The organism is Streptomyces phaeolivaceus, assembly GCF_009184865.1.
Taxonomy (GTDB): Bacteria; Actinomycetota; Actinomycetes; order Streptomycetales; family Streptomycetaceae; genus Streptomyces; species Streptomyces phaeolivaceus.
Genome location: NZ_CP045096.1, coordinates 8,871,547 through 8,895,078, shown reverse-complemented (window position 1 = coordinate 8,895,078; position 23,532 = coordinate 8,871,547). Strand labels below are relative to the sequence as shown.

At 70.9% G+C, this 23,532-nt stretch carries 21 protein-coding genes and 1 pseudogene; 16 read left to right on the top strand and 6 right to left on the bottom strand.

Features of this window, described 5'->3' with window-relative positions:
* Window positions 1–41: 41 nt before the first annotated feature.
* Window positions 42–290: a WhiB family transcriptional regulator gene (locus F9278_RS40530; protein ID WP_306490459.1), complete on the bottom strand. Its 249-nt coding sequence runs from the start codon at window positions 288–290 to the stop codon at window positions 42–44.
* A gap of 346 nt (window positions 291–636) precedes the next feature.
* On the opposite strand from F9278_RS40530, the pseudogene F9278_RS40525 reads away from it, so the two are divergent.
* From F9278_RS40525 to F9278_RS40515, 3 genes and pseudogenes are all read left to right on the top strand, one after another.
* Window positions 637–867 (top strand): annotated as a pseudogene (locus F9278_RS40525) (zinc ribbon domain-containing protein); the annotation flags it as partial.
* 115 nt (window positions 868–982) lie between these two features.
* Window positions 983–1,258, top strand: coding sequence for a transposase (locus F9278_RS48900; protein ID WP_152172765.1), 276 nt, complete (start codon window positions 983–985; stop codon window positions 1,256–1,258).
* Window positions 1,259–1,401: 143 nt separating this feature from the next.
* Window positions 1,402–2,334: a GNAT family N-acetyltransferase gene (locus F9278_RS40515; protein ID WP_152172764.1), complete on the top strand. Its 933-nt coding sequence runs from the start codon at window positions 1,402–1,404 to the stop codon at window positions 2,332–2,334.
* A 164-nt stretch (window positions 2,335–2,498) separates the two neighbouring features.
* Here the strand turns inward: F9278_RS40515 and F9278_RS40510 are convergent, their stop codons facing one another.
* Window positions 2,499–3,518: a LacI family DNA-binding transcriptional regulator gene (locus F9278_RS40510; RefSeq protein ID WP_152172763.1), complete on the bottom strand. Its 1,020-nt coding sequence runs from the start codon at window positions 3,516–3,518 to the stop codon at window positions 2,499–2,501.
* 198 nt (window positions 3,519–3,716) lie between these two features.
* On the opposite strand from F9278_RS40510, the gene F9278_RS40505 reads away from it, so the two are divergent.
* The gene (locus tag F9278_RS40505; RefSeq protein ID WP_152172762.1) at window positions 3,717–4,829 is read left to right on the top strand and encodes a DNA polymerase III subunit beta family protein; all 1,113 of its coding nucleotides are present in this window, start codon (window positions 3,717–3,719) and stop codon (window positions 4,827–4,829) included.
* 178 nt (window positions 4,830–5,007) lie between these two features.
* Entirely contained in the window at window positions 5,008–5,505 is a 498-nt protein-coding gene (locus F9278_RS40495) for a hypothetical protein (RefSeq protein ID WP_152172760.1), read from the top strand.
* A gap of 3 nt (window positions 5,506–5,508) precedes the next feature.
* Here F9278_RS40495 and F9278_RS40490 read toward each other — a convergent pair whose 3' ends face one another.
* The gene (locus F9278_RS40490) at window positions 5,509–6,534 is read right to left on the bottom strand and encodes a multicopper oxidase domain-containing protein (protein ID WP_152174423.1); all 1,026 of its coding nucleotides are present in this window, start codon (window positions 6,532–6,534) and stop codon (window positions 5,509–5,511) included.
* A 210-nt stretch (window positions 6,535–6,744) separates the two neighbouring features.
* Here F9278_RS40490 and F9278_RS40485 point away from each other — a divergent pair, with 210 nt between their 5' ends.
* Both F9278_RS40485 and F9278_RS40480 read left to right on the top strand, forming a co-directional pair.
* Window positions 6,745–9,225 carry a ThuA domain-containing protein gene (locus F9278_RS40485; protein WP_193241846.1) on the top strand — a complete coding sequence of 827 codons (2,481 nt, stop codon included), beginning with the start codon at window positions 6,745–6,747 and terminating at the stop codon, window positions 9,223–9,225.
* A 17-nt stretch (window positions 9,226–9,242) separates the two neighbouring features.
* The gene (locus tag F9278_RS40480) at window positions 9,243–11,450 is read left to right on the top strand and encodes an OmpL47-type beta-barrel domain-containing protein (RefSeq protein ID WP_226967147.1); all 2,208 of its coding nucleotides are present in this window, start codon (window positions 9,243–9,245) and stop codon (window positions 11,448–11,450) included.
* Window positions 11,451–11,699: 249 nt separating this feature from the next.
* Here F9278_RS40480 and ligD read toward each other — a convergent pair whose 3' ends face one another.
* Window positions 11,700–12,710: a non-homologous end-joining DNA ligase gene (gene ligD / locus F9278_RS40475; protein WP_152172758.1), complete on the bottom strand. Its 1,011-nt coding sequence runs from the start codon at window positions 12,708–12,710 to the stop codon at window positions 11,700–11,702.
* Between the two features lie 113 nt (window positions 12,711–12,823).
* Here ligD and F9278_RS40470 point away from each other — a divergent pair, with 113 nt between their 5' ends.
* Window positions 12,824–13,891: an ATP-dependent DNA ligase gene (locus tag F9278_RS40470; RefSeq protein ID WP_152172757.1), complete on the top strand. Its 1,068-nt coding sequence runs from the start codon at window positions 12,824–12,826 to the stop codon at window positions 13,889–13,891.
* Window positions 13,892–13,910: 19 nt separating this feature from the next.
* Here F9278_RS40470 and F9278_RS40465 read toward each other — a convergent pair whose 3' ends face one another.
* A complete protein-coding gene (locus F9278_RS40465) occupies window positions 13,911–15,101 on the bottom strand; it encodes a zinc-dependent alcohol dehydrogenase (protein WP_152172756.1) in 1,191 nt (396 codons plus the stop codon).
* Window positions 15,102–15,232: 131 nt separating this feature from the next.
* Here F9278_RS40465 and F9278_RS40460 point away from each other — a divergent pair, with 131 nt between their 5' ends.
* Window positions 15,233–16,243: a DUF3048 domain-containing protein gene (locus F9278_RS40460; RefSeq protein ID WP_152172755.1), complete on the top strand. Its 1,011-nt coding sequence runs from the start codon at window positions 15,233–15,235 to the stop codon at window positions 16,241–16,243.
* Between the two features lie 3 nt (window positions 16,244–16,246).
* On the opposite strand, the gene F9278_RS40455 is transcribed toward F9278_RS40460, so the two are convergent.
* A complete protein-coding gene (locus F9278_RS40455) occupies window positions 16,247–16,708 on the bottom strand; it encodes a MarR family winged helix-turn-helix transcriptional regulator (protein WP_152172754.1) in 462 nt (153 codons plus the stop codon).
* Between the two features lie 213 nt (window positions 16,709–16,921).
* Between F9278_RS40455 and F9278_RS40450 the strand changes: the two genes are divergently transcribed.
* The 7 genes from F9278_RS40450 (at window position 16,922) to pcaDC (ending at window position 23,532) form a co-directional block, all read left to right on the top strand.
* On the top strand, window positions 16,922–17,704 hold the full coding sequence (locus F9278_RS40450) for a CoA transferase subunit A (RefSeq protein WP_152172753.1): 783 nt from the start codon (window positions 16,922–16,924) through the stop codon (window positions 17,702–17,704).
* A complete protein-coding gene (locus F9278_RS40445; protein WP_152172752.1) occupies window positions 17,704–18,351 on the top strand; it encodes a CoA transferase subunit B in 648 nt (215 codons plus the stop codon). Before F9278_RS40450 ends, F9278_RS40445 begins: the two co-directional genes overlap by 1 nt.
* The gene (locus F9278_RS40440; protein ID WP_152172751.1) at window positions 18,348–19,550 is read left to right on the top strand and encodes a thiolase family protein; all 1,203 of its coding nucleotides are present in this window, start codon (window positions 18,348–18,350) and stop codon (window positions 19,548–19,550) included. Before F9278_RS40445 ends, F9278_RS40440 begins: the two co-directional genes overlap by 4 nt.
* A gap of 144 nt (window positions 19,551–19,694) precedes the next feature.
* Window positions 19,695–20,468, top strand: a complete 774-nt coding sequence (gene pcaH, locus F9278_RS40435) for a protocatechuate 3,4-dioxygenase subunit beta (protein ID WP_152172750.1) — start codon at window positions 19,695–19,697, stop codon at window positions 20,466–20,468.
* Between the two features lie 6 nt (window positions 20,469–20,474).
* Window positions 20,475–21,080, top strand: a complete 606-nt coding sequence (gene pcaG / locus F9278_RS40430) for a protocatechuate 3,4-dioxygenase subunit alpha (protein ID WP_152172749.1) — start codon at window positions 20,475–20,477, stop codon at window positions 21,078–21,080.
* On the top strand, window positions 21,077–22,408 hold the full coding sequence (gene pcaB, locus F9278_RS40425) for a 3-carboxy-cis,cis-muconate cycloisomerase (protein WP_152172748.1): 1,332 nt from the start codon (window positions 21,077–21,079) through the stop codon (window positions 22,406–22,408). Before pcaG ends, pcaB begins: the two co-directional genes overlap by 4 nt.
* Window positions 22,405–23,532 carry a bifunctional 3-oxoadipate enol-lactonase/4-carboxymuconolactone decarboxylase PcaDC gene (gene pcaDC / locus F9278_RS40420; protein ID WP_152172747.1) on the top strand — a complete coding sequence of 376 codons (1,128 nt, stop codon included), beginning with the start codon at window positions 22,405–22,407 and terminating at the stop codon, window positions 23,530–23,532. Before pcaB ends, pcaDC begins: the two co-directional genes overlap by 4 nt.

The following is a 23,532-nucleotide window of genomic DNA, read 5'->3' as shown; positions in this document are numbered from 1 at the left end:
GCAACGGCGAGGAGGCGGCCCGTCGGGCCGCCTCCGCCGGGTCAGCCGTTCTCGGTGCGTCGCAGTCGCAGTCGCTCCTTCTCGGACAGTCCGCCCCACACGCCGAACCGTTCGTCGTGGGAGAGCGCGTAGTCGAGACACGCGGTACGCATCTCGCACATGCCGCAGATGCGCTTCGCCTCACGCACCGAGCTGCCGGGCTCGGGAAAGAAGAAATCGGCCCCCGTCTGCGCGCACAGCGCCCGCTCCTGCCAGGCACGGTCGATTGGGGTGATCGTGTCGTTGTGCATGCACGGCATCGTGCCCGGCCCCGAAAAACGTTCGATCAACGCCGCATCAACACGGCCCTCGACAGGACCTGGGCTCCGCCATGGTCCCGTCGCCCGCCCGGGTGATGCACGGCGGCGCGCGGGAGAAGGCGAAAGCTCCGGCTGATCGGACTGCGTCGGGCGCACGGGCGATCGGGCGCACGGGCGATCGGGCGCACGGGCGATCGGGCGATCGGGCGATCGGGCGATCGTCGCTGAGTCGGCCGATGGACGCGGCGGACGAGAGCCGTCGCGGTGTGGGATTGAGCCGGTTCAGTGACAGCTCGCGCACACGTTCCCAATGGCAGTAGGCGTTCGAAGTTTCTAGATCGGCCGGTTCACCCCAGCTTCCCGAACCTGCTCCACCTGCGGCATGGACAACGGACCCAAACCGCTGAGCGTCCGGGAATGGACTTGTGCCGCCCGCGGCACTGTCCACGACCGGGACACCAACGCCGCACTCAACATCAAATCGGCCGCCGGACTGGCGGTGACGGCCTGCGGAGCGCCGGTAAGACCAGGAGCGGTCCCGGCACAGCGCGAAGAAACAGGAAGCCACGGATTCCTGACCGGAAACCGTGCCGCTAAGCGGCACAGCACAAGTCGAGGAAGGCCAGAATCCTCGCTCTTCACTTCAGGGCAAGGAGCATGTCAAACCTGTGTGAACCCGGCGGCTGCGCCTCACCCAGCCGCAGATCACCCAGATCTGGGCCGACCGAGGCCACGCTGGCGAACTCGTGGACTGGGCCCGCGACCACCTCTGGCTCACCCGGCGCATAGTCTCCCAGCCCAAAGGCGCCAAGGGCTTCGTCGTCCTGCCCCGCCGCTGGAAAGTAGAACGCACGATCGGCTGGTGCATGAACGCCCGCCGCAACGCACGCGGCTACGAACGTCTTCCCGAGCACTCCGAAGCCCACCTGAACTGGGCACTCATCACCATGATGGCCTGACGCCTGACCCACAAAAGCCCCCACACCAGCCAGTGGACAAAGACAACTCCCGTGCAAATAGCCAAAGTTGGCCCGCCCGCATGGCGTATGACGACGGCTCGTCTTCGGCTCTCCGGCTTCGAGTGCATGCAAGACCATGAAGCATGCGTCCAGATGCCTGGCACCTCACCGAAGACATCGACGACTTCCTCGACCGTGCCGGAGACTTCCTCCGCTCACGCCCCGTCCTGCACAACACGCCGCTCACGACCCTGGAGAAGTGGCGAACCAACCCAAGCGCCCTTCCCGGACCCGTCCTCTTCGGCCGACTGGAGTCGGACGGCGGGACCCAGGCGATCTTCTACCGCCCACCGACCCGCCGGCTGGCCCTCACACCGCTCTCCGCCGAACAGACCGACGCCCTTGCCACCCATCTGACCGGCCTCGGCCGCACCCTCGCCGGCGTCACCGCGGACCACGACACCGCCGGCGCGTTCGCCAAGGCCTGGCAAGAGCACACCGGCGCGACGATCACACTCCGCGTCCAGATGCACCTGTACCGCCTGGACACCCTCACCCCGCCGAAGCCGCACCCGGACGGCCACAGCCGCCTGGTCGGCGAGCAGGACCACGAGCACCTCCTGCGCTGGTGGCGCGAACTCGCCGCCGACCTCGGGGAGACCGTGACCATCGACGCCGCCTCCTGGGCCAGTACGCGCTTCGCCGAAAAGCGGTACACCTTCTGGGAAACCCCAGACGGCACCCCAGTCTCCATGGCCGGCCTCAACCCGATGGTCGCCGGGATGGTCCGGCTGGACCCCGTCTACACCCCGGCCCACCTCCGCGGCCGCGGCTACGCGGCCGCCGTGACCGCCGAGGTCAGCCGAGCCGCACTCACCGCGGGCGCGACGGAGGTCGTACTGTTCACGGACGCGGGCAACCCCACCAGCAACGCCCTCTACCAGCGTCTCGGCTACCACCAGGTCACCGACTGGGCTCCATATGACTTCGCGTACGCCGAGCCGAAGGCCAACCAGGAACGCGGAACACGACAGGCACAGCCAACATCACACTGTCTGGCTGTGCCTCCTTCATGAACAGCGCAGGTAGAAGAACACCTACTGACGTGAGGTGAGTGCGGCTCGTAGTCGCTCCGCCCGGGGTGCCGGGATGGGTTGTCGGTCGGCTGCCGCGTCGTCGTGGCCGGTCGCGCAGTTCCCCGCGCCCCTTGCGGAGCGCGGGCGCGGGTGTGGGCCGGGGGCTACGCGGAGGATCGGTGGACCAGGGTGGTCGGGAGGACGACGCTGGAGGGGGCGGTGGCGAGGCCACGGAGCAGCAGGCGGGCCATCAACCGGCCCATCTCCTCTATGTCCTGACGGACCGTCGTCAAGGGGGGCTCGGTCTGTTCGGCCACCGGGAGCATGTCGTCGAAGCCCACCACGGCGACGTCCTCGGGAACCCGCCGCCCCCGCTCCCGCAGAACCCGCAGCGCCCCGGACGCGGACACGTCGTTGGCGGCGAAGACCGCGTCCAACTCCGGGCAGCGGTCCAGGAGTTCACGCATCGCGCGCTCGCCGCCCGCCGGGGTGAAGTCGCCCTCGACGATCAGCCGGGGGTCAGCGTCCACCATGACGTCCCGGAACCCGTCCAGCCGGTCCACGGCGGAGGTCTGGTCCAGGGGCCCGGTGATATGGGCGATCCGGGTGCGGCCGAGGCCGACGAGATGGCGTACGGCGTCCCGGGCGCCGCCCCGGTTGTCGCTGTCGACGTACACGGTGGAGGTGTCGCCGCGCGTGCCGTCCGCCCAGCCGGGGCGTCCGCCGAACACGGTCGGGACCCCGGCGCCCCGGATCAGCGCCGGGAGCGGGTCGTCCAGATGCAGCGAGAAGACGAGCGCCCCGTCGACATGCCCGCCGGCGAGATACCGCCCCACACGCGCGTAGTCCTCCGGTCCTTCGGTGAGCAGCAGGACGAGCTGGGAGTCGTGTGCGGTCAACTCTTTACTGATGCCCCGGAGTTGCAGGGCGAAGAAGGGGTCCGCGAAGACCCTGGTCTCCGGCTCGGCGATCACCACGGCCACGGCGTCGTGCCGCCGGGTGACGAGGCTGCGGGCCGCCTGGTTCGGTACGTAGCCGAGTTCCTCGACCGCCCTGCGCACCCGCTCGACCAGCGGCTCCCGAACGCCCTCGCCCCCGTTGACGACCCGCGACACCGTCGCCCTGGACACCCCGGCCCGCGCGGCCACGGCCTCCAACGTGGGACGGGACGCTGTCTCGGTCACTTCGGGGCTCTCCTCCGGGCGGGTGCGCCCAGGATAGACCCGCGCGGGGCGGTCCTGAGAGCGCTCCCGGATCACTGGTGGGCGGCGGGAAGGGACCGGTGGGCGGCCCGATGGGACAGTGTGGGCGGCGAACGGCAGGTGTTGGCCCGGCCGGGCGGGTGTTGACCTTCGAGTTGGTCGAAGCCCAAAGATGGCCGCGTGCCACATTCCGAACTGATGCCGATCGGTGTCTTCGCCCGCCGCAGCGGTCTGACCTCCAGCGCGCTGCGGTTCTACGCCGACTCCGGGCTGCTGCGACCCGCCGAGGTCGACCCGGCCTCGGGCTACCGCTACTACACCGCCGGCCAACTGGACCGGGCCACCGCGCTGCGCCGGCTGCGCGAGATCGCCATGCCGCTCACCGGTGTCGAGGCGGTCCTCGACGCCGGTCCCGAGGAGGCGGCGCGGCTGATCGACGAGCATGTCGCACGGGTGCTCGGGGGCGCGGTGGCGGCGCAACGGACGGCGGTTCGCCTCAAGTCCGCCCTGGGTGACGTGCCGGGCCTGCCGGTCGTCACGCTGAAGGGGCCCGTGCTGGCCGACGCGGTCGAGCAGGTCCTGACCGCGACCGCGCGGGAGCCGGATCTGCCGGTGCTCGGCGGTCTGCGCGTGGAGGTCGACCAGGAGTCGGTCACCCTGACCGCGACCGACCGCTACCGGCTGTCGACGCGGACGCTGGTGCCGTCCGAGCCGCCGACGACGGCATGGGCGGGCACGGTCTGCGGCGACGAACTACGGACGGCGGTCGCCGAGGTCCGGCGCGGCGCGCTGGTGCGCGTCGAGGTGACGGCGCTGGGGATCCGGCTGCGGACGGCGGGCCGGGAGGACCGGTACTGCCGTGCGCTCACGGAGGAGTTCCCCGACGTCCGGTCGATGCTCGCCGCGCTGCCCGAGGTCACGACCCGTGTGACGCTCGCCAAGCAGCCGCTCCTGCGAGCCCTGGAGGAGCGCTCCGGCGAGCGGATCGCCCTGAGCGTGGCCGGTCACGGGACGGACGCCCACGAGGCGGAGGTCGTGGTGAGCGGTGACGAGCGGCCCGGGACGCGGCTTCCGGCCACCGTGACGGGACGGGATCTCGACATCTGGTTCGAGGGCATCTGGTTCGAGCTGACGACGCTCTACCCGGCCGTCAGCACCGCGATCGGCCCCGACGTGATGCTCGATCTCCGGGGCCCCGACCTGCCCGTCACGATCCGCTCGGCCGACCGCGGCGATCTCACGACCCTGGCCATGCCCATCCACCCGAACTCCCCGACCGAGCACCGGCGATGACGACCGAGACAAGAACGAGAACGAGAACGATATCGACACCGATGACGATGACGATGACGCCGACGACAAGGCCACGCCCATGACCGACGCCTCCACCCCCACCGACACCCCTGCCGACGCCTCCACCCCCACCGACACCCCTGCCGACGCCGACGCCTCCGCCTCCGCCGACCCGACCATGGACGCCATCGGGCGGGCCGTCGCCGAAGGTCACGCCGGGGACGTCGTATCCGCCCGCCGCCGGCTCCTGGGGCTCTGGTCCACGATCGGGGTCACCGGCGATCCGCTGCACCGCTGCGCCCTCGCCCACCACCTGGCGGATCTCTACCCCGCCGATCCCGCACGGGCGTTGGCCTGGGACGTGCGGGCGCTGGACGCCGCCGACGCCGCGACCGAGCGGCGCGTCCAGGAGCACGACGGCCGACTGCGGCTCGCAGGCTTCTACCCGTCCCTGCACCTCAACCTCGCGGACGGCTACCGCCGACTGGCGTCCTTCGCAGCCGCCGCCGAGCACATCGACGCGGCCCGGAGGCATGTCCCGCACCTCGCCCAGGACGCGTACGGCGATCTGCTGCGGACGGCGATCGAGCAGGTGGCCGAGGCCGTCACCCGGCGGGACACGGCTGAGCGGACACCGCCCAAGCGGACACCGCCCGAGCAGCCCGCCGCCGGCTGAACCTCAGTGCTCGTGGGACGCGCCGGACTCACCGGAGTCGCCCGACGCGTCGGCCGTGCCGGACCCGTGTGGTTCGTGCGGCTCGTACCCCGGGATCGTGCCGTCCGTCCTGCGCACCAGGAACAGGCCGACCATGCCCATGTCGGAGTGGCTCTGGACGTGGCAGTGGTACATCCAGGCGCCCGCTCCGACGCCTTCACCGGCGATGACCTGGAAGCCGAAGGAGTCGGCCGGGCCGACGATCTTGTTGTCGATGACCTGGCTGGGGTCGTCGGGACCGGTCAGCAGGCCGGTGCGATTGTCGGCCCAACGGTGACCGTGCATATGGAAGGTGTGGTAGTACTCGCCGTGCGTGATGACGACGAACTCGACCCGGTCGCCCACGGTCGCGTCGAAGTTGGGGCCGGAGTGCGCGGGCTTGTTGTTGATGAGCAGGTCGTTGAAGACGACGGTGACGGTCTTGTCGGGGAGGACATCGCCCTTGCGGCGGACGATGACGGGCCCGTAGAGCCCCTTGCGGAGGCCGCCCGTGCCGTGCTCGGTGCCGACGACATGGTCGTGGTAGTGCCAGTAACCGGCGCTGCCCGCACGCCAGGTGCCGTCCTTGCGGGCGCCCGGGGCATGGGTGCGCCAGGTGTAGGTGCGGGTGCCGCCGGGTTCGACATCGCTCTTGTTGAGCTTGGTGCCGTCGCTGGAGATCTCGTAGTCCAGGCCGTGGACATGCAGGCTCGCGGCCACGTCCATGGTGTTCTCGAACTCGATGTGGACCGTGTCGCCCTCGTTGAGTTCGATGAGCGGGCCCGGTATCGAGGCCTTGCCCTTCTCGAAGCCGTAGCCCATCTGCCCGTCGGGCAGCTTCTCGGCGTACATCTTGAGATGTCGGACCACGCCGCCCGCGGGGGCCGTCCTGACCTGCGCCGCGGCGCTCGCGGTCCCGGAGGCACCGACGGTCTCGATGGCCACCGACAACGATGTCGCGGCGACCGCGCCACCCAGCAGCACCCTCCGGTTGAACCCTCGTCTGTCCATCCCGTCCATGCGGAACTCCCCACCCTGATACGGATCTCGCGGAGACGCACCTACGATCGGCCTGTGATCAACCTGTGAGACGGTAGCGGCCCCGTGACCGTTTTTCCACACCCAGGACAAAGTTCAGACCATTCCGGTCATAGGTATTGGCGAGTCCCGGCAAAGCGGGCTAGCTTCCTTGGCGCTGTTGCTGTGACCGAGGAGGTGCCCATGTACTTACGAGGGTTGAGCGACGCGAAGAGACGGGCCTGGGCGGCCACCGTGACCGCCTCGGTCGTCACCGCGGGGCTGCTGTCGGGTCCCGCGGCCCAGGCGCGCCCGGCGCCGGAGCCGCCGCTGACAACGATGTCGATCAAGTCGCCGCCGGGCGGCTCGGGCCCGCGGGTGCTGATCTTCCACGGCTCGGCGGCGTCGGGGGACGAGTCGCCCGTGGTGAACGCCGGGATCGAGGCGATCGAGAGGATCGGGCTGTCCGGGCCGGCCGCCGAACGGTTCGGGGTGGTCGCCACCGACGACGCCGCCGTCTTCACCGACGAGACCCGGCTGAGCGGATTCAACGCCGTCGTCTTCCTGACCGGCGGCGGCGATGTCCTGGATCCCGAGCAGGAGGCGGGACTCGAGGCCTATATGGAGGCGGGCGGCGGTTTCGTCGGCGTCCATGACGCGGCCCGCGCCGAGCCGTACTCGGACTGGTTCACGGGCCTGATCGGCGCCCGCCCGGCCGCGTCCAGCCCCACGACCGTGCAGCGCGCGACCGTGGAGGTCGGTGACCGGCGGAATCCGGCCACCAAGGACCTGCCGGTGCAGTGGAAGCGCCCCGACAAGTGGCTCAACTGGACGAAGAACCCGTCCGGCACCGTGCACACGGTGGCCCGGGTGCGCGAGTCGACGTACCAGCCGGGCGCGAGCGCCAACGGCTGGGACCACCCGGTGAGTTGGTGCCGCGACTACGACGGCGGCCGTTCCTTCTACACCGGCATGGGCGGGACCGTCCCGGCCTACGACGAGACGGACTTCCGTACGCATCTGCGCGGCGCCCTGCTGTGGACGTCCCGGCTGGCGCAGGCCGACTGCAAGGCGACGATCGACGCCAACTACAAGGCGGAGCGCCTCACCCAGCCCAACCAGCCGGGGCGGAACGACCAGATCGGCGAGCCGCACGGCCTGGTCACCGCGCCCGACGGGCGGGTCCTCTACATCGGCCGGGGCGGCGCCGACTCGTCCCAGCCCGTGGTCACCGACTGGACCAACCCGGACATCGGCAAGGGCAAGGGCGAGATCCACGTCTACGACCCGAGGACGAAGAAGGCGACCCTCGCGGGCGCGCTCACCGTCTTCGGCAACAAGGGCGGCGGCGACGAGCTGATCAAGGTCGAAGAGGGCCTGCTCGGCATCGAGTTGGACCCGGACTTCCAGCGGAACGGCTGGGTGTACCTGCACTACACGCCGCACTCCGGGATCGACCGGGACACCCGGACGGCCGAGCGCCGTGTCTCCCGCTTCACCCTCGACCTCGCGACCGACAAGCTGGACCTGGGCAGTGAGAAGACACTGCTCAAGTGGCCGGTGCAGATCCACAGTTGCTGTCACTCGGGCGGCGGGATGACCTGGGACTCCAAGGGCAACCTGTACATCGCGACCGGCGACAACAACTCCAGCGGCTTCAGCAGCGGTTACTCGGGCAACAACCCGCAACCGAACTACAAGGGCGTCTCGTTCGCCGACGCCCGCCGCACCGCCGGCAACACCAACAACCTCAACGGCAAGATCCTCCGCATCCACCCGGAGCCCGACGGCACGTACACCCTGCCCTCGGGCAACCTCTTCACCGGCGAGGAGACCGCCGAGGGCGGTGGCAAGACACGCGGCGAGATCTATGTGATGGGTGTCAGGAACCCCGCCCGGATCTTCGTCGACCGGCAGACGGACGTCCTCTACGCCGGCTGGGTCGGCCCGGACGCGAGCGCGCCGTCGACGACATGGGGCCCGGCGAAGTACGACACGTTCGCCGCCATCACCGAGGCGGGCAACCGGGGTTGGCCGTTCTGCATGGGCAACAAGCAGCCCTACCGGGACCGCAATCTCCCTGACCCGTCGAAGCCGCTCGGCTGGTACGACTGCGACCACCCGAAGAACGAGTCCCCGAACAACGACGGCCTCGTCAATCTGCCCCCGGTGACCGGCAACAACATCTGGTACGCGCCGCAGGGCGGTGCCCCGGACTTCCCCCGGGACGCGAACGGCATCCCCTCCTACAAGAACGAGGAGGCCAAGTACCTGCTGCCGTGGCTGAAGGGCGGTGGCCAGGCCACGATGAACGGTCCGGTCTACCGGTACTCCGCGTCCGGCGACAACTCCGTCCGGTGGCCCGCCTACTGGGACGGCAAGTGGTTCGTCGGTGACTTCTACGACGCCGACCAGCCGCGTCACGCGGTGGTCATGGAACCGAAGAACCAGGGCAGCGGCGGACTCCCGGTCCACGCGGAGTCGTTGAAGAAGATCGTGCCGGTCGGGACCAACGGCATCCGGAACCTCATGGACTGGAAGTTCGGGCCGGACGGCGCGCTGTACGTCCTGGACTACGGGCGTGGTTTCTTCACCTCGGACGCCAAGTCGGCGTTGTGGCGCGTCACTTACACGGGCGGCGGTCCGACTCCGGCGACCGGCGAGCTGGCCGGGAAGGCGGAGTGATGGGGGAACGACGCGCGATGCGCGAAAGACGTCTGTGGGCGGTGCTGTTGACGGCCCTGCTGATGGTTCTCGGCCTCACCTCGACGCCCGCGTCCGGCCGTACGGAGGAGACACCGGACCGGGCGGTCGCCGCCCAGGTGCTCACCTGGACCGCCGGTGACGACATCACCAAGTATCTGTCCGCCCCTCGGACGGCGGTGGCGGGCCCGACCACCATCGTCTTCGAGAACAGCACGGCGACCGGCAACACCATGGGGATGCCGCACACGTTGACGTTCGACGTGTCCGACCCGGAGTACAACAACGACGTCCCGCTCAACATCCTGGCCAACCCGAGCGACGACCAGGCCGGCCGCCACACCGCCGAGGTCACGCTCACCCCGGGCCGCTACCGCTACTACTGCACGATCCCCGGGCACGGCCAGATGCAGGGCATCCTCGTGGTGACCGAGGGCACCGGCGAGGACACCACCGCGCCGGAGACCTCCGCGAAGGTCACCGGGACGCAGAACTCGGCGGGCGAGTACGTCGGTTCGGCGTCCGTCGCGGTGAGCGCGACCGACACGGGCGGCTCGGGGGTCGAGCGGATCGAGTACGCGCTCGGCGACACCGGGGCCTGGCTGCCGTACACCACCCCCGTGGTGATCGACCAGGTCGGCGCCCACAAGGTCCGCTACCGCGCGGTCGACAAGGCGGCCAACACGGCGGCCGAGAAGAGCGTCGGCTTCACGGTCGTGGCACCGCCGACGGACGACACGACCGCGCCGGAGACCTCGGCGACGGTGGCCGGTGAGAAGAACCCGCAGGGCGACTACGTCTCCATGGCGACCGTCACCGTCACCGCGTCGGACACCGGGTCGGGGGTCAACACCATCGAGTACGCGCTCGGCGACTCGGGGGCCTGGCAGCCGTACACCGCGCCCGTCATGGTGCACCAGGTCGGCACGCACAAGGTGCGCTACCGGGCCACGGACAAGGCCGGGAACGTGGCGGCCGAGAAGAGCGTCGGCTTCACCGTCGTCGCGCCGCCGGCCGACGACACCACTCCCCCGGTGACCGGGGTGACCGTCGAGGGAGACCGGAACTCCGCCGGGGCCTATCTCAGGAGCGCGAAGGTCACCGTCAGCGCCACCGACCACGGCGGCTCGGGTGTCGCCGCGATCGAGTACTCGCTCGACGGCGGCCCCTATCTCGCCTACACCGCACCCGTGTCGGTCGACCGCGCGGGCACGCACACGGTGGTGTACCGGGCGAGCGACAAGGCGGGCAACACGGCCGCCGCGCGCTCGGTGAGCTTCACGGTCGTCGCGGGCGGCGGGGTCCCGGCCCCCAACTGCGCCGAGTACGACGAGCGGTTGACGGTCTTCGTCGGGACGGTCGACTCGGGTGTGCCGAACCGGGTCACCAACAACCGTTGCCGCATCAACGAGTTGATCGAGGACGAGAAGGAGTGGACCTCCCACGCGCTGTTCCTGAAGCATGTGGACACCGTCCTGGACAAGCTGTTCACGGAAGGCGTCGTGGATCTGCGCGAGTACACCGCCGTGAAGGAGGCGGCGGAGGAGTCCGGCATCGGCAAGCCCGGCCAGACGGAGGGCTACCGCACGATCCTCGACGGCACGGCCGAGTCGTTCGCCAAGTGGCAACAGGTGGGCGGCGGTTCGTTCGGCCTGAACGGCGACGGCGCGATCACCTCCGGTACGACGAAGGCCGGGCTCGGCATGCTGTGGTTCCCCGAGCGGAAGTACGGCGACTTCTCACTGCGCCTGCAGTGGCGGGACGACGCGCCCGGCACCGGCAACGCCAACTCCGGTGTGTTCGTGCGCTTCCCCGGGGTCCACGACCACCCGGAGGAGTCACGGCCGGAGTGGGTGGCCATCAAGTACGGCCATGAGGTGCAGGTCCTCGACCGGCCCGACGGCGACATGTACAAGACGGGGTCGGTCTACGGCTTCGACCGGGTGGGGCTCGCCGGTGCGGGTGTCACCCAGAAGGGCACCTGGAACGACTGCGAGATCCGGGTGGTCGACCAGCACTACTCGGTCTACCGCAACGGCGTCCTGATCAACGAGTTCGACAACATCGGCGGCCAGGACTTCACCCCTCCCCGCTCGGACGACCCGGGCACGGACGGGCGACGGTTCGCCTCCGGCTACCTCGGCCTCCAGGTGCACGGCACCACGGATGTCGTGTCCTACCGGGACATCCGGATCAAGGAACTGTAGGGGAACCCCGGGCTCCGCTTGGGCCCGGCCCGTTGTCAGTGGCGTACGGCATGCTGTGATCGGTGGCTGCCGTACGCCGCCGCTGTGCGACGGGGAGGCTTTGTGCTCACGGGGATCGACGACGTCGACTGGGCGTCGATGGGGCATGCGTACACCGAGTCGGCGACCGATGTTGCGCGGCGACGTCACCACGGACGAGAAGCTGCTGCACACCTGCCGCCGAATAGCGGCCGAGGCTCCGTAAGGGACTCACCCCTTCTTGGCCCGGCTCGGCTGGACCCGCTTCGGCTCCCCCGGCATCTTCGGATACTCCGGCGGATACGGCAGATCCCCGAGCCCGTGGTCGTGCTCGTCCCGCGCCGCCAGCTCCAACAGCGCCTCCAGGGAGAACGCGTGCTCGTCCATGTCGGCGTGGACGTCACCGAGCTCCGCGAAGCGCGCCGGCATCGTCGCGAGGTCGAAGTCGCGCGGCACGGCGACGCCCACCTCGTCCCAGGTGAGGGGCGCGGAGACGGGTGCGTGCGGGCGGGGTCGTACGGAGTACGCGGAGGCGATGGTGCGGTCGCGGGCGGTCTGGTTGTAGTCGACGAAGATCTTCGCGCCGCGTTCCTCCTTCCACCAGGCCGTGGTCACCTGTTCCGGCATCCGGCGCTCCAGTTCGCGGGCGACGGCGATGGCGGAGCGGCGTACCTGGGTGAAGGTCCAGTCGGGGCGGATCGGTACGAAGACGTGCAGGCCACGGCCGCCGGAGGTCTTGGGCCAGCCGCGCAGTCCGCCGTACTCGTGCAGGACCTCGCGCAGTTCGTGGGCGGCACGGACCGCGTCGGTGTAGTCGGTGCCGGGCTGGGGGTCGAGGTCGATGCGGAGTTCGTCGGGGCGGTCGACGTCGGCGCGGCGGACCGGCCACGGATGGAAGGTGAGCGTGCCGAACTGGGCGGCCCAGACGACGGCGGCGACCTCGGTGGGGCACATCTCGTCGGCGCTGCGCCCGCTGGGGAAGGTGATGTGGGCGGTGGGGATCCAGTCGGGCATGTTCTTGGGGGCCCGCTTCTGGAAGAAGTTCTCGCCCGTCACGCCCTCCGGGTAGCGCTCCAGGGTGGTGGGCCGGTCGCGCAGGGCCCGCAGGATGCCGGGGCCGACGGCGATGTAGTACCGGGCGAGGTCCAGCTTGGTGAAACCGCGCTCCGGGAAGAAGATCTTGCCGGGGCTGGACAGCCGTACCGTCCGCCCCGCCGCCTCCAGCTCCACCGCTTCGCCCATGCGAGCCACGGTAGGCGGAACGGTCATACACCGCATACCGGTATGAATCAGAAGCCACATGCCGGGCCTGTCTCGGCGCGCGCCCGCGGTGTCGCGGTCGCAGAATCGAAGGCATGGATCTTCCGGTGATGCCGCCCGTGAAACCGATGCTCGCCAAGTCCGTGGCGAAGATCCCGCCGGACATGCACTACGAGGCCAAGTGGGACGGGTTCCGGGCGATCGTGTTCCGCGACGGCGACGAGGTGGAAATCGGCAGCCGTACCGGGAAGACGCTGACCAGGTACTTTCCCGAGCTGGTGGCGGCGCTGCGGGAGCGGTTGCCGCGGCGCTGTGTGATGGACGGCGAGATCGTGATCGTCCGGGACGGGCGGCGGCTGGACTTCGACGCCCTCACCGAGCGCATCCATCCCGCGGACTCCCGTGTCCGGATGCTGGCCGAGACGACCCCGGCGTCCTTCGTGGCCTTCGACGTGCTCGCCCTGAGCGACGAGTCGCTGCTCGACGTGCCGCTCACCGACCGCCGCGCGCTCCTGGAGCTGGCCCTGTCGGAGGTGACGGCCCCGGTGCATCTCGCCCCGGCGACCACGGACCGGGAGCTGGCCGAGCAGTGGTTCGAGCAGTACGAGGGGGCGGGTCTGGACGGGGTGATCGCCAAGCCGCTCATGCTGCTCTACCGGCAGGACGAACGGGCCATGTTCAAGATCAAGCACGAGCGGACGGCGGATGTGGTGGTCGCCGGGTACCGCTTCCACAAGAGCGGGCCGGTGGTCGGCTCCCTGCTACTGGGCCTGTACGACGACGGGGGCACCCTCCAGCACATCGGTGTGTGCGCGGCCTTCCCGATGAAGCGGCGCGCGGAACTGGTGGAGGAGCTGGAGCCGCTGCGGCTGGCGGACGTCGGGGAGCATCCCTGGGCGGCCTGGTCCGACGAGGCGGCGCACGAGACGGCCCGGTTGCCGGGGGCGCCGAGCCGGTGGTCGGCGAAGAAGGACTTCTCCTGGGTGCCGTTGCGGCCCGAGCAGGTCGCGGAGGTCGCGTACGACCACATGGAGAACGGGGTCCGGTTCCGTCACACGGCCCGCTTCCGGCGCTGGCGCCCGGACCGTACGGCCGACAGCTGCACCTACGCGCAGCTGGACGAGCCGGTCAGCTACGACCTGGCGGAGGTCCTCGGCACCTGACCGGACCGCCGGGGCGCGCTCAGGGCTCCATCAGTATCTTCACGGCGCCGTCCTGCTTCCGCTGGAACATCTCGTAGGCGTGCGGGGCCTCGGTGAGCGGCACGCGGTGGGTGGCGAAGGAGTCGACGCCGAGGGGGTCGTCGTCGGTGAGGAGGGGGAGGATGTCGTCGCTCCAGGCGCGGACGTTGGCCTGGCCCATGCGCAGCCGGATCTGCTTGTCGAACAGGGTGAGCAGGGGCAGCGGGTCGACCATTCCGCCGTAGACGCCGGAGACGGAGATCGTGCCGCCGCGTCGTACGAGGTCGATGGCGGTGTGGAGGGCGGCCAGCCGGTCCACACTCAGATGTTCGGCGAAGCGCGCGCCGACCGCGCGGGGCAGATGTCCGGCCGCGTTCTGGACGAGCCGGGCGGCCTCGCTGCCGTGGGCCTCGGTGCCGACGGCGTCGATCACGGAGTCGGGTCCGCGTCCGGCGGTGCGGTCCTGGATCGCGCCGATCAGTTCCTTGTCGCTGTCGAAGTCCCTGAGGTCGAAGGTCTCGACGCCCCGTTCGCGCGCCCGGCGCAGCCGCTCGGGCACCAGGTCGACGCCGAAGACCTGCTCGGCGCCGCGTCGCAGGGCCACCCGGCAGGCCATGTCCCCGATGGGGCCGAGGCCGAGCACGGCGACGCTGCCGCCGGGCGGGACATGCGCGTACTCGACCGCCTGCCAGGCGGTGGGGAGTACGTCGGAGAGGTAGAGGAACCGGTCGTCGGGCGGCCCCTCGGGCACCTTGATCGGGCCGAACTGGGCCTGCGGGACGCGCAGATACTCGGCCTGGGCACCCGGCACCGCGCCGTACAGCCGGGTGTAGCCGAAGAGGGCGGCGCCCATGCCCTCACCGGTGCACTGGGTGGTCTCGCACTGGGTGGGCAGCCCGGTCAGGCACATCCAGCAGCTGCCGCAGGCGATCTGGAACGGCACGACGACCCGGTCCCCGGCCGCCAGGTCCGGTACCCCGGCGCCGACCTCCTCGACGATGCCCATGGGTTCGTGGCCGAGGATGTCGCCCGGCGTCATGAACGGGGTGAGCACCTCGTACAGGTGCAGGTCGGAACCGCAGAGTCCGGTGGAGGTGATCCGGACGACGGCGTCCGTCGGCTCCTGGATCACCGGATCGGGCACGGTCTCCACGCGTACGTCGCGCTTGCCCTGCCACGTCACTGCCTTCATCGCGCCCACGCTCCGTTCCCTCGGCTCGGTCAGCGGGTCCGCCACGGGTACCCGGCACCCCGTCCACGAACCAGTCGGAAACGAACCCGTATAGCCATCGATGAAAGGAAAAGTGCACAATCGAAGACACGATGGACGGGTCGAGCACGATACGCAGGGGATTCCGGGTACGGCGGGCGCGGCGCCGCTCACCGACGGGGCCGCTGCTCGCCGCCCTCACGGTGGCCGCCCTGCTGGCGGGCTGCACCGTGACCGGCCCGGACGGCGACGACGAGCGCGGGCGGGGCGACGACGGGCGCCGGGACGACCGGGTCAGCGCGCCGCCGGTCGGCTCCGTGCTCGCCGTGAAGATCGACAACGTCTCCGCGGCCCGCCCCCAGACCGGTATCGACGCCGCGGACATCGTCTACGCCGAGCAGGTCGAGGGCGGCCTCAGCAGGCTGATGGCGGTGTACGCGACGAAGTTCCCGGAGTCGGTGGGCCCGGTGCGCAGTGCCCGGGAGTCCGACCTGGAGCTGCTGCGCCAGTTCGACGAGCCGACGCTCGCCTTCTCGGGCGCGCAGGGCAAGCTGCTGCCGTTGATAGACCGGGCGCCGCTGCGCGCGGAGACCCCCGAGGACGCCGAGAGGGCGTACTTCCGGGGCGACGAGAAGCCCGTACCGCACAATCTGTATCTGCGCCCCGACCGGCTGATCGACTCCCCGCCCGGCGCCGACGCCCTCACCACCGGCTTCCGCTACGGCCCCGCTCCCGTCGGCGGCACCCCTGAGGACTCCCGCACCGTCCGCTATCCGGCGGCCCGCTTCACCTTCACCTGGTCCGAGGACAGCGACCGCTGGCAGGTCTCCATGGACGGCACCCCGACGATCACCACCGACGACGTCCGCGTCGCCCCGGCCACGGTCGTCGTCCAGTACGTGACGATCCGCGAGTCCCGGTTCCACGACTACCTGGGCAACAACACCCCGTACACGGAGACGGTCGGCTCGGGCCGCGCGGAGGTCCTGCGGGACGGCAAGGCCTTCGAGGCGGACTGGCGCCGGGAGACCCCGACGAACGGCACGACCTTCACCACCCCCGACGGCACACCGATGAACTTCGCGGAGGGCCAGGTATGGGTGGTGTACGCCGCCGCTCAGTGAGGACTAGCGCGCGCCCAGGGACTCGGCCGGGGTGCGGAGTTCCTCCGCGGCGTCCGCGACCCTTCGGATCAGGTCGAAGAAGACGCTCTGCTCCTCCGTCGAGAGCGGTGCCAGGAACACCTGGTTCATCCGGGCCGTGCGGACCGTGAGCCGGCGATGCGCACGTACCCCGTCCTCCGTGAGCCGCAGCAGGAACCGCCGGCCGTCCTGCGGGTCGCGCACCTTGTCCAGGAGTCCGCGGCGGCCGAGGCGGCTGATCACCTCGGACATCGTGGAGCGGTCGAGGCCCACCCGCTCCCCCACCGTGCGCTGGTCGAGCCCCGGCTCGGCGACGAGCGTGTTGAGGACCGCGAACTGCGGGGAGGTGATCTCCTCGGAGACCATCACGTTCCACAGCAGATAGTGGGCCTGCTGCAGCCGTCGGGCCAGATGCCCGGGGTGCGTGGTGAGGTCCACCGCCGCCATGTTCGCTCCTCGACTCGGACAGTTCGTTCGTGCACTGAACAATATCCGCGACTCTCCACGCCGTGTCCAGAAGCACGTACTCATATAACCTCGCCGTTCTGGTGGGCCTTGACGGAGGGGCCACCGAGTGGCAGCGTGAAGGAAACTTCACTGAAATACTCAGTGCCCTGATTAACTGGTCACCGGGCGCACGGACGAGATGGGGCCTCACGGATGGACAAGGTGGTCGCCACAGCCCTGGAGGCAGTGGCCGATGTGCCGGACGGCGCGACACTCGCCGTCGGCGGGTTCGGGCTGAGCGGTGTGCCGAACGTGCTGATCCAGGCGCTGTACGAGCGCGGGGTCTCGGGTCTCGGAGTGGTGTCGAACAACTGCGGTGCCATGGAGTCCGGCCTCGCGGTCCTCCTCGCGGCGGGCCGGATCGCCCGGGTGACCGGTTCGTACATCGGAGCGAACAAGGAGTTCGCGCGACAGTACCTCGCCGGTGAGCTGGAGGTCGAGATGATCCCGCAGGGCACGCTCGCCGAGCGGCTGCGCGCCGGCGGCGCCGGTATCCCGGCGTTCTTCACCCCGGCCGGCGTGGGCACCCAGGTCGCCGAGGGCGGCCTCCCCTGGCGCTACGACGGCAACGGCGGTGTCTCGCTGGCCTCGCCGCCGAAGGAGGTCCGCGAGTTCGACGGCACCGAGTACGTGCTGGAGCGCGGCATCCGCACCGACTACGCGCTCGTCCGCGCGGCCCGGGGCGACCGGCACGGCAACCTGGTCTTCAACAAGTCCACCCGCAACTTCAACCCGCTCGCCGCGATGGCCGGCAGGATCACGGTCGCCGAGGTCGAGGAGCTGGTCGAGCCCGGCGAGATCGACCCGGACGCGGTGCATCTGCCCGGGATCTTCGTGCAGCGGGTCATCGCCCTCACCCCCGAGCAGGCGGCCGACAAGAAGATCGAGCAGCGCACGGTCTCCGCGCCCGCGGCACGAGAGACGGTGAGCGACTGATGGCCTGGACCCGCGAACAGATGGCCGCCCGCGCCGCGCGCGAGCTTCAGGACGGCCAGTACGTCAACCTCGGCATCGGCCTGCCGACACTGATCCCGAACTACCTCCCGGACGACGTCGAGGTCGTCCTGGAGTCGGAGAACGGCATCCTCGGCACCGGCCCCTACCCGACCGAGGACCAGGTCGACCCCGATCTGATCAACGCGGGCAAGGAGACCGTCACCGTCCTGCCGGGCGCCTCCTACTTCGACTCGGCGCTGTCGTTCTCGATGATCCGCGGCGGCCACATCGACGTCGCCGTCCTCGGCGCCATGCAGGTCTCCGCCGACGGCGACCTCGCCAACTGGGCCGTCCCGGGGAAGATGATCACCGGGATCGGCGGTGCCATGGACCTGGTCCACGGCGCCCGTACGGTCATCGTGGTCATGACCCACACCGCCAAGGACGGCTCGGCGAAGGTCCTCCAGGAGTGCGCGCTGCCGCTGACCGGCAAGGCGTGTGTGAACCGGATCATCACCGATCTCGGTGTGCTCGACGTGACCGACGAGGGCCTGGTGCTGGTGGAGACCGCGCCCGGGGTCACGGTCGAGGAGATCGTCGCCAAGACCGCCGCCAAGGTGCGCGTCCCCGAGGAGATCCAGTCATGAGGGACGTCTACATCGTCGACGCGGTCCGTACGCCCATCGGCCGGTACAACGGCGGCCTGGCGGGCCTGCGCCCCGACGACCTCGCCGCGCACGCCGTCCGCGAACTGCTCGCCCGTACCCCGGACCTGGACCCGGCCCGGATCGAGGACGTCTACTTCGGCAACGCCAACGGCGCCGGCGAGGAGAACCGCAACGTCGGCCGCATGGCCGCGCTGCTGGCCGGGCTGCCCACCTCCGTACCGGGTGTGACGGTCAACCGGCTGTGTGCCTCCGGCCTCGAAGCCGTCATCCAGGCCGCCCGCGCCATCGCGCTGGGTGACGCCTCGATCGCGGTCGCCGGCGGTGTCGAGTCCATGACCCGCGCCCCGTACGTCCTGCCCAAGAGCGACCGGGCCTTCCCCGCCGGGCACACCGAGCTGTACTCGACCACGCTGGGCTGGCGCATGGTCAACCCCAGGATGGACCCGCAGTGGACCATCCCGCTGGGCGAGTCCGCCGAACTGATCGCCGACAAGCACAAGATCGGCCGGGAGCAGCAGGACGAGTTCGCGCTCGCCTCCCACCGGAAGGCGGCCGAGGCGCGGGCCGCGGGTCTGTTCGACGGCGAGATCGCTCCCGTCCCCATCCCGCAGCGCAAGGGCGACCCGGTCGTCCTCGGCGCCGACGAATCCGTACGGGCCGACGCGTCCCTCGCCGCCATGGCCAAGCTGAAGCCGTCGTTCCGCCCCGACGGGGGCACGGTCACCGCGGGCAACGCCTCGCCGCTCAACGACGGGGCCGCCGCGCTGCTGCTGGTGGACGAGGAGGGGCTCGCGGCCACGGGCCGCGAACCGCTCGCGCGGGTCTCGGCGACCGGGGTCGCCGCGATCGACCCGCAGTACTTCGGGCTCGCGCCCGTCGAGGCGGTTACGCGTGCGCTGGCCAAGGCGGGCAGGGGGTTCGGTGATCTGGACGTCCTGGAACTGAACGAGGCGTTCGCCGCGCAGGTGCTCGGGTGCGTCGCCGAGTGGCCCGAGTTCGACCCCGCGATTCTCAATCCGCAGGGTGGGGCGATCGCGCTCGGGCATCCGCTGGGAGCGTCGGGTGCGCGGCTGGCCGGGACGGTCGCGCATCAGCTGGCGCGCAAGGGCTCGGGAGTCGGCGTCGCCACGCTGTGCATCGGGGTGGGGCAAGGGCTCGCCCTCGTACTGGAACGTTGAGCACCGCTCGCGACTGCGGGCCGTAGGTGGCTGGTCGCGCCCGCGCGGCGGAGCCGCATATTGAAACAGCCCCGAGCCCCTTCACGGGGCGCGACATCGACCCCGACCCAGACGTGAACGTCAGACACCCCCAGGAAACCCCTCATGACCCTCACCCAGCACGACATCGACCAAGAGATCGCCGCCGAGCACGCCGCCTATGAGAAGCGGGTCGCGGACGGGGCGCCGGTGGAGCATCAGCCGCGTCGTGACTACGCGCCGTACCGGTCCTCGGTGCTGCGGCATCCCAAGCAGCCGCCGATCTCGATCGACGTGTCCAAGGACCCGGAGCTGGTGGAGCTGTCCGCGCCCGCGTTCGGGGAGCGGGACATCACCGAGATCGACAGTGATCTGACCCGGCAGCACAACGGCGAGCCGATCGGTGAGCGCATCACCGTCTCCGGGCGGCTCCTCGACCGGGACGGGCGCCCGCTGCGCGGCCAGCTGGTGGAGATCTGGCAGTCCAACTCGGCCGGCCGCTACGCCCACCAGCGCGAGCAGCACGACGCGCCGCTGGACCCGAACTTCACCGGCGTCGGCCGCACCCTGACCGACGCCGACGGGCACTACCACTTCACGACGATCCAGCCCGGCCCGTACCCGTGGCGGCAGCACCTCAACGCCTGGCGCCCGGCGCACATCCACTTCTCGCTCTTCGGCTCGGCGTTCACCCAGCGGCTGGTGACGCAGATGTACTTCCCGAGCGACCCGCTGTTCCCGTACGACCCGATCATCCAGTCGGTGACGGACGACGCGGCCCGGCAGCGGCTGGTCGCGACCTACGACCACAGTCTGTCCGTACCGGAGTTCTCGATGGGCTACGTCTGGGACATCGTGCTCGACGGCCCGCGGGCCACCTGGATCGAAGAAGGGCGCTGACCTGCCATGACGAAGATCGACACCAGCCGTCCGGAGACCGTGCTCCCGACCCCGTCGCACACCGTCGGCCCGTTCTACGGCCACGCCCTGCCCTTCCCCGGCGGCGGGGACATCGCGCCCGTCGGCCACCCCGACACCGTCTCCCTCCAGGGCTACATCCTCGACGGCGAGGGCAACCCGCTGCCGGACGCCTTCCTGGAGTTGTGGGGCCCGGACCCGGACGGCAACCTCTCCCGGGTCGACGGCTCGATGCGGCGCGACCCCGCGAGCGGTGGTTTCCTCGGCCGCAACGGCGTGGAGTTCACCGGCTGGGGGCGCATCCAGACCGACGCCAACGGGCACTGGACGGCGCGTACGCTGCGGCCCGGCGCACGCGGGCGGAACGCGCCCTACCTCAGCGTGTGCGTCTTCGCGCGGGGTCTGCTCGTGCACCTGTTCACCCGGATCTATCTGCCGGGCGACGAGGCCGCGCTCGCCGCCGACCCGCTGCTCTCCCGGGTGGACGAGGCGCGCCGGGGCACGCTGATCGCCGAGGAGCAGGGGCCGGGCGCCTACCGTTTCGACATCCGCCTTCAGGGCGAAGGCGAAACGGTCTTCCTGGAGTTCCAGTGACTTCTGCCGACGTCGACACCGGTCTGCTCGCCCCCGGGTGGACCGGATCCCCGGCCGCGACCGCGACGAGCGACCACGCCTATCTGCGGGCGCTGCTCGACGCCGAGGCCGCGCTGACCCGCGCCCAGGCCGCGCTGGGGCTGGTCCCCGCCGGGGCCGGTCCGGCGGTGACCTCGGCGGCGGACCCGGCCGCCCTGGACGTACGCTCCCTCGCGGAGCGCGCCCGCGCCGGCGGCAACCCGGTGATCCCGCTGGTCTCGGACCTCACCGAGGCGGTCGGCACGGAGTACGGGCCGTACGTCCACCGGGGCGCGACCAGCCAGGACATCCTGGACACGGCGACGATGCTGGTCTCGGCACGCACCCTCGACCTGGTCCTGGCCGACCTCGGCCGCACCGAGTCCGCGCTCGCCGCGCTGGCCGCCGCGCACCGGGACACCGCGATGCCGGGCCGTACCCTCACCCAGCACGCCGTCCCCACGACATTCGGGCTGAAGGCGGCGGGCTGGCGCTCGCTGGTCCTGGACGCCAGGGACCGGCTCACGGTCGTACGGTCGGGGCTGCCCGCGCAACTCGGGGGCGCGGCGGGCACGTTGGCGGCGTTCACGGTGTTCGGGGCGGCCGACCCGCAGGCACTGAGCGCCGCGTACGCCCGTGAACTCGGCCTCCGGGAGCCCGAGTTGCCGTGGCACACCCTGCGCACCCCGATCGCGGACCTCGCCGGAGCGCTCGCCTTCGCGGCGGGCGCCCTCGGAAAGATCGCGGCGGATGTGCTCACTCTGGCCCGTACGGAGATCGCGGAGGTCGCCGAGGGCAGCGGGGGCGGTTCGTCGGCGATGCCGCACAAGGCGAACCCGGTACGGTCCACGCTGATCGCGGCGGCGGCCCGGCGGGCGCCCCAGCTGGCCGCGACGCTGTACGGCGCGTCGGCCGGCGAGGACGAGCGCCCCGCGGGGGCGTGGCACGCGGAGTGGGAGCCGCTCCGCGATCTGCTCCGGCTGGTCGGGGGCGCCGCCCGGGACGCGGTGGAACTGACGCGGGGCCTGCGGGTGGACACCGACGCGATGCGCCGCCATCTGGACCTCACCCACGGGTTGATCGTCTCCGAGCGGCTGGCCGCCGAGCTGGCCCCGGTGCTGGGCCGGGCCCGCGCCAAGGAGCTGCTCACCCGGGCCGCGAAGCGGGTCTACGCCGAAGGGCGTCCGCTGGGCGAACTGCTGGCGGAGGAACCGGAGTTGAAGGGTCTCGACCTCGCGGACCTCACCGACCCCACCCACTACACCGGCTCCGCCGGAGCCCTCACCGACCGTGCCCTGGAGCGACGTTGACCGAGAAGCTGCTCAACCACCGTGCGGAGGGCCCGACTTCCGCTCCCCCGCTGCTGCTCGGCCCCTCCCTCGGTACGTCCACCAAGCTGTGGGACAAGGTGGCGCCCGAGCTGTCGGTCACGCACCGGGTGGTGCGCTGGGACCTGCCCGGACACGGCGGCTCCCCCGCCGGTCTGATCGCCCCGGGGGCGACGGTCGGCGAACTGGCCGCCCTGGTGCTGGACCTGGCGGACGCGCTGGGCATCGAACGGTTCGGGTACGCCGGGGTGTCCCTGGGCGGCGCGGTCGGTCTGCACCTGGCCGCGCACCACTCGGAGCGGATCTCCTCTCTCGCCGTGATCTGCTCCTCGGCCCACTTCAACGGGGAGGGGCCGTGGCGGGAGCGGGCGGAGCTGGTGCGCCGGGAGGGGCTGGCCGGGCTCGCCGGGACGGCCGACTCGCGTTGGTTCACCCCCGGGTTCACCGTGCCGGAGCTGGTGGACGACCACCGGAGCGCCGATCCGGGGGCGTACGCCGCGTGCTGCGACGCGCTCGCCGCGTTCGACATCCGCGCGGAGCTGTCCGGGATCTCCGCGCCCACGCTCCTCCTGGCCGGCCGCGAGGATCCGGCGACGCCGCCCGCGCATCTGCGGGAGATCGCGGACGCGGTGCCCGGGGCGTCGCTCACCGAGATCCCGGGGGCGTCGCATCTCGCCCCCGCTGAGCGCCCGGAAGCCGTACTGGCCGCGCTGCGCGGGCACTTCGACGGATACGCGAAGCGAGGGATGGAGGTCCGCCGCCAGGTCCTCGGCGACACGCACGTGGACCGCGCCCAGTCCCGGCAGGTGCCTTTCACGGCCCGTTTCCAGGACTTCATCTCCCGCTACGCCTGGGGCGAGATCTGGACCGACCCGACCCTGTCCCGCCGTGAGCGCAGCATGATCACCCTGACCGCGCTGATCGCCCACGGCCACTACGACGAACTGGCCATGCACATCCGAGCCGCCCGCCGCAACGGCCTCACCCCCGACGACATCGCCGCCGTCCTCCTCCAGTCCGCCGTCTACTGCGGAGTCCCCGCGGCGAACTCCGCGTTCGCGACGGCGCAGCGGGTGTTGGCGGAGGAGGACGGGGAGCCGCGCTGA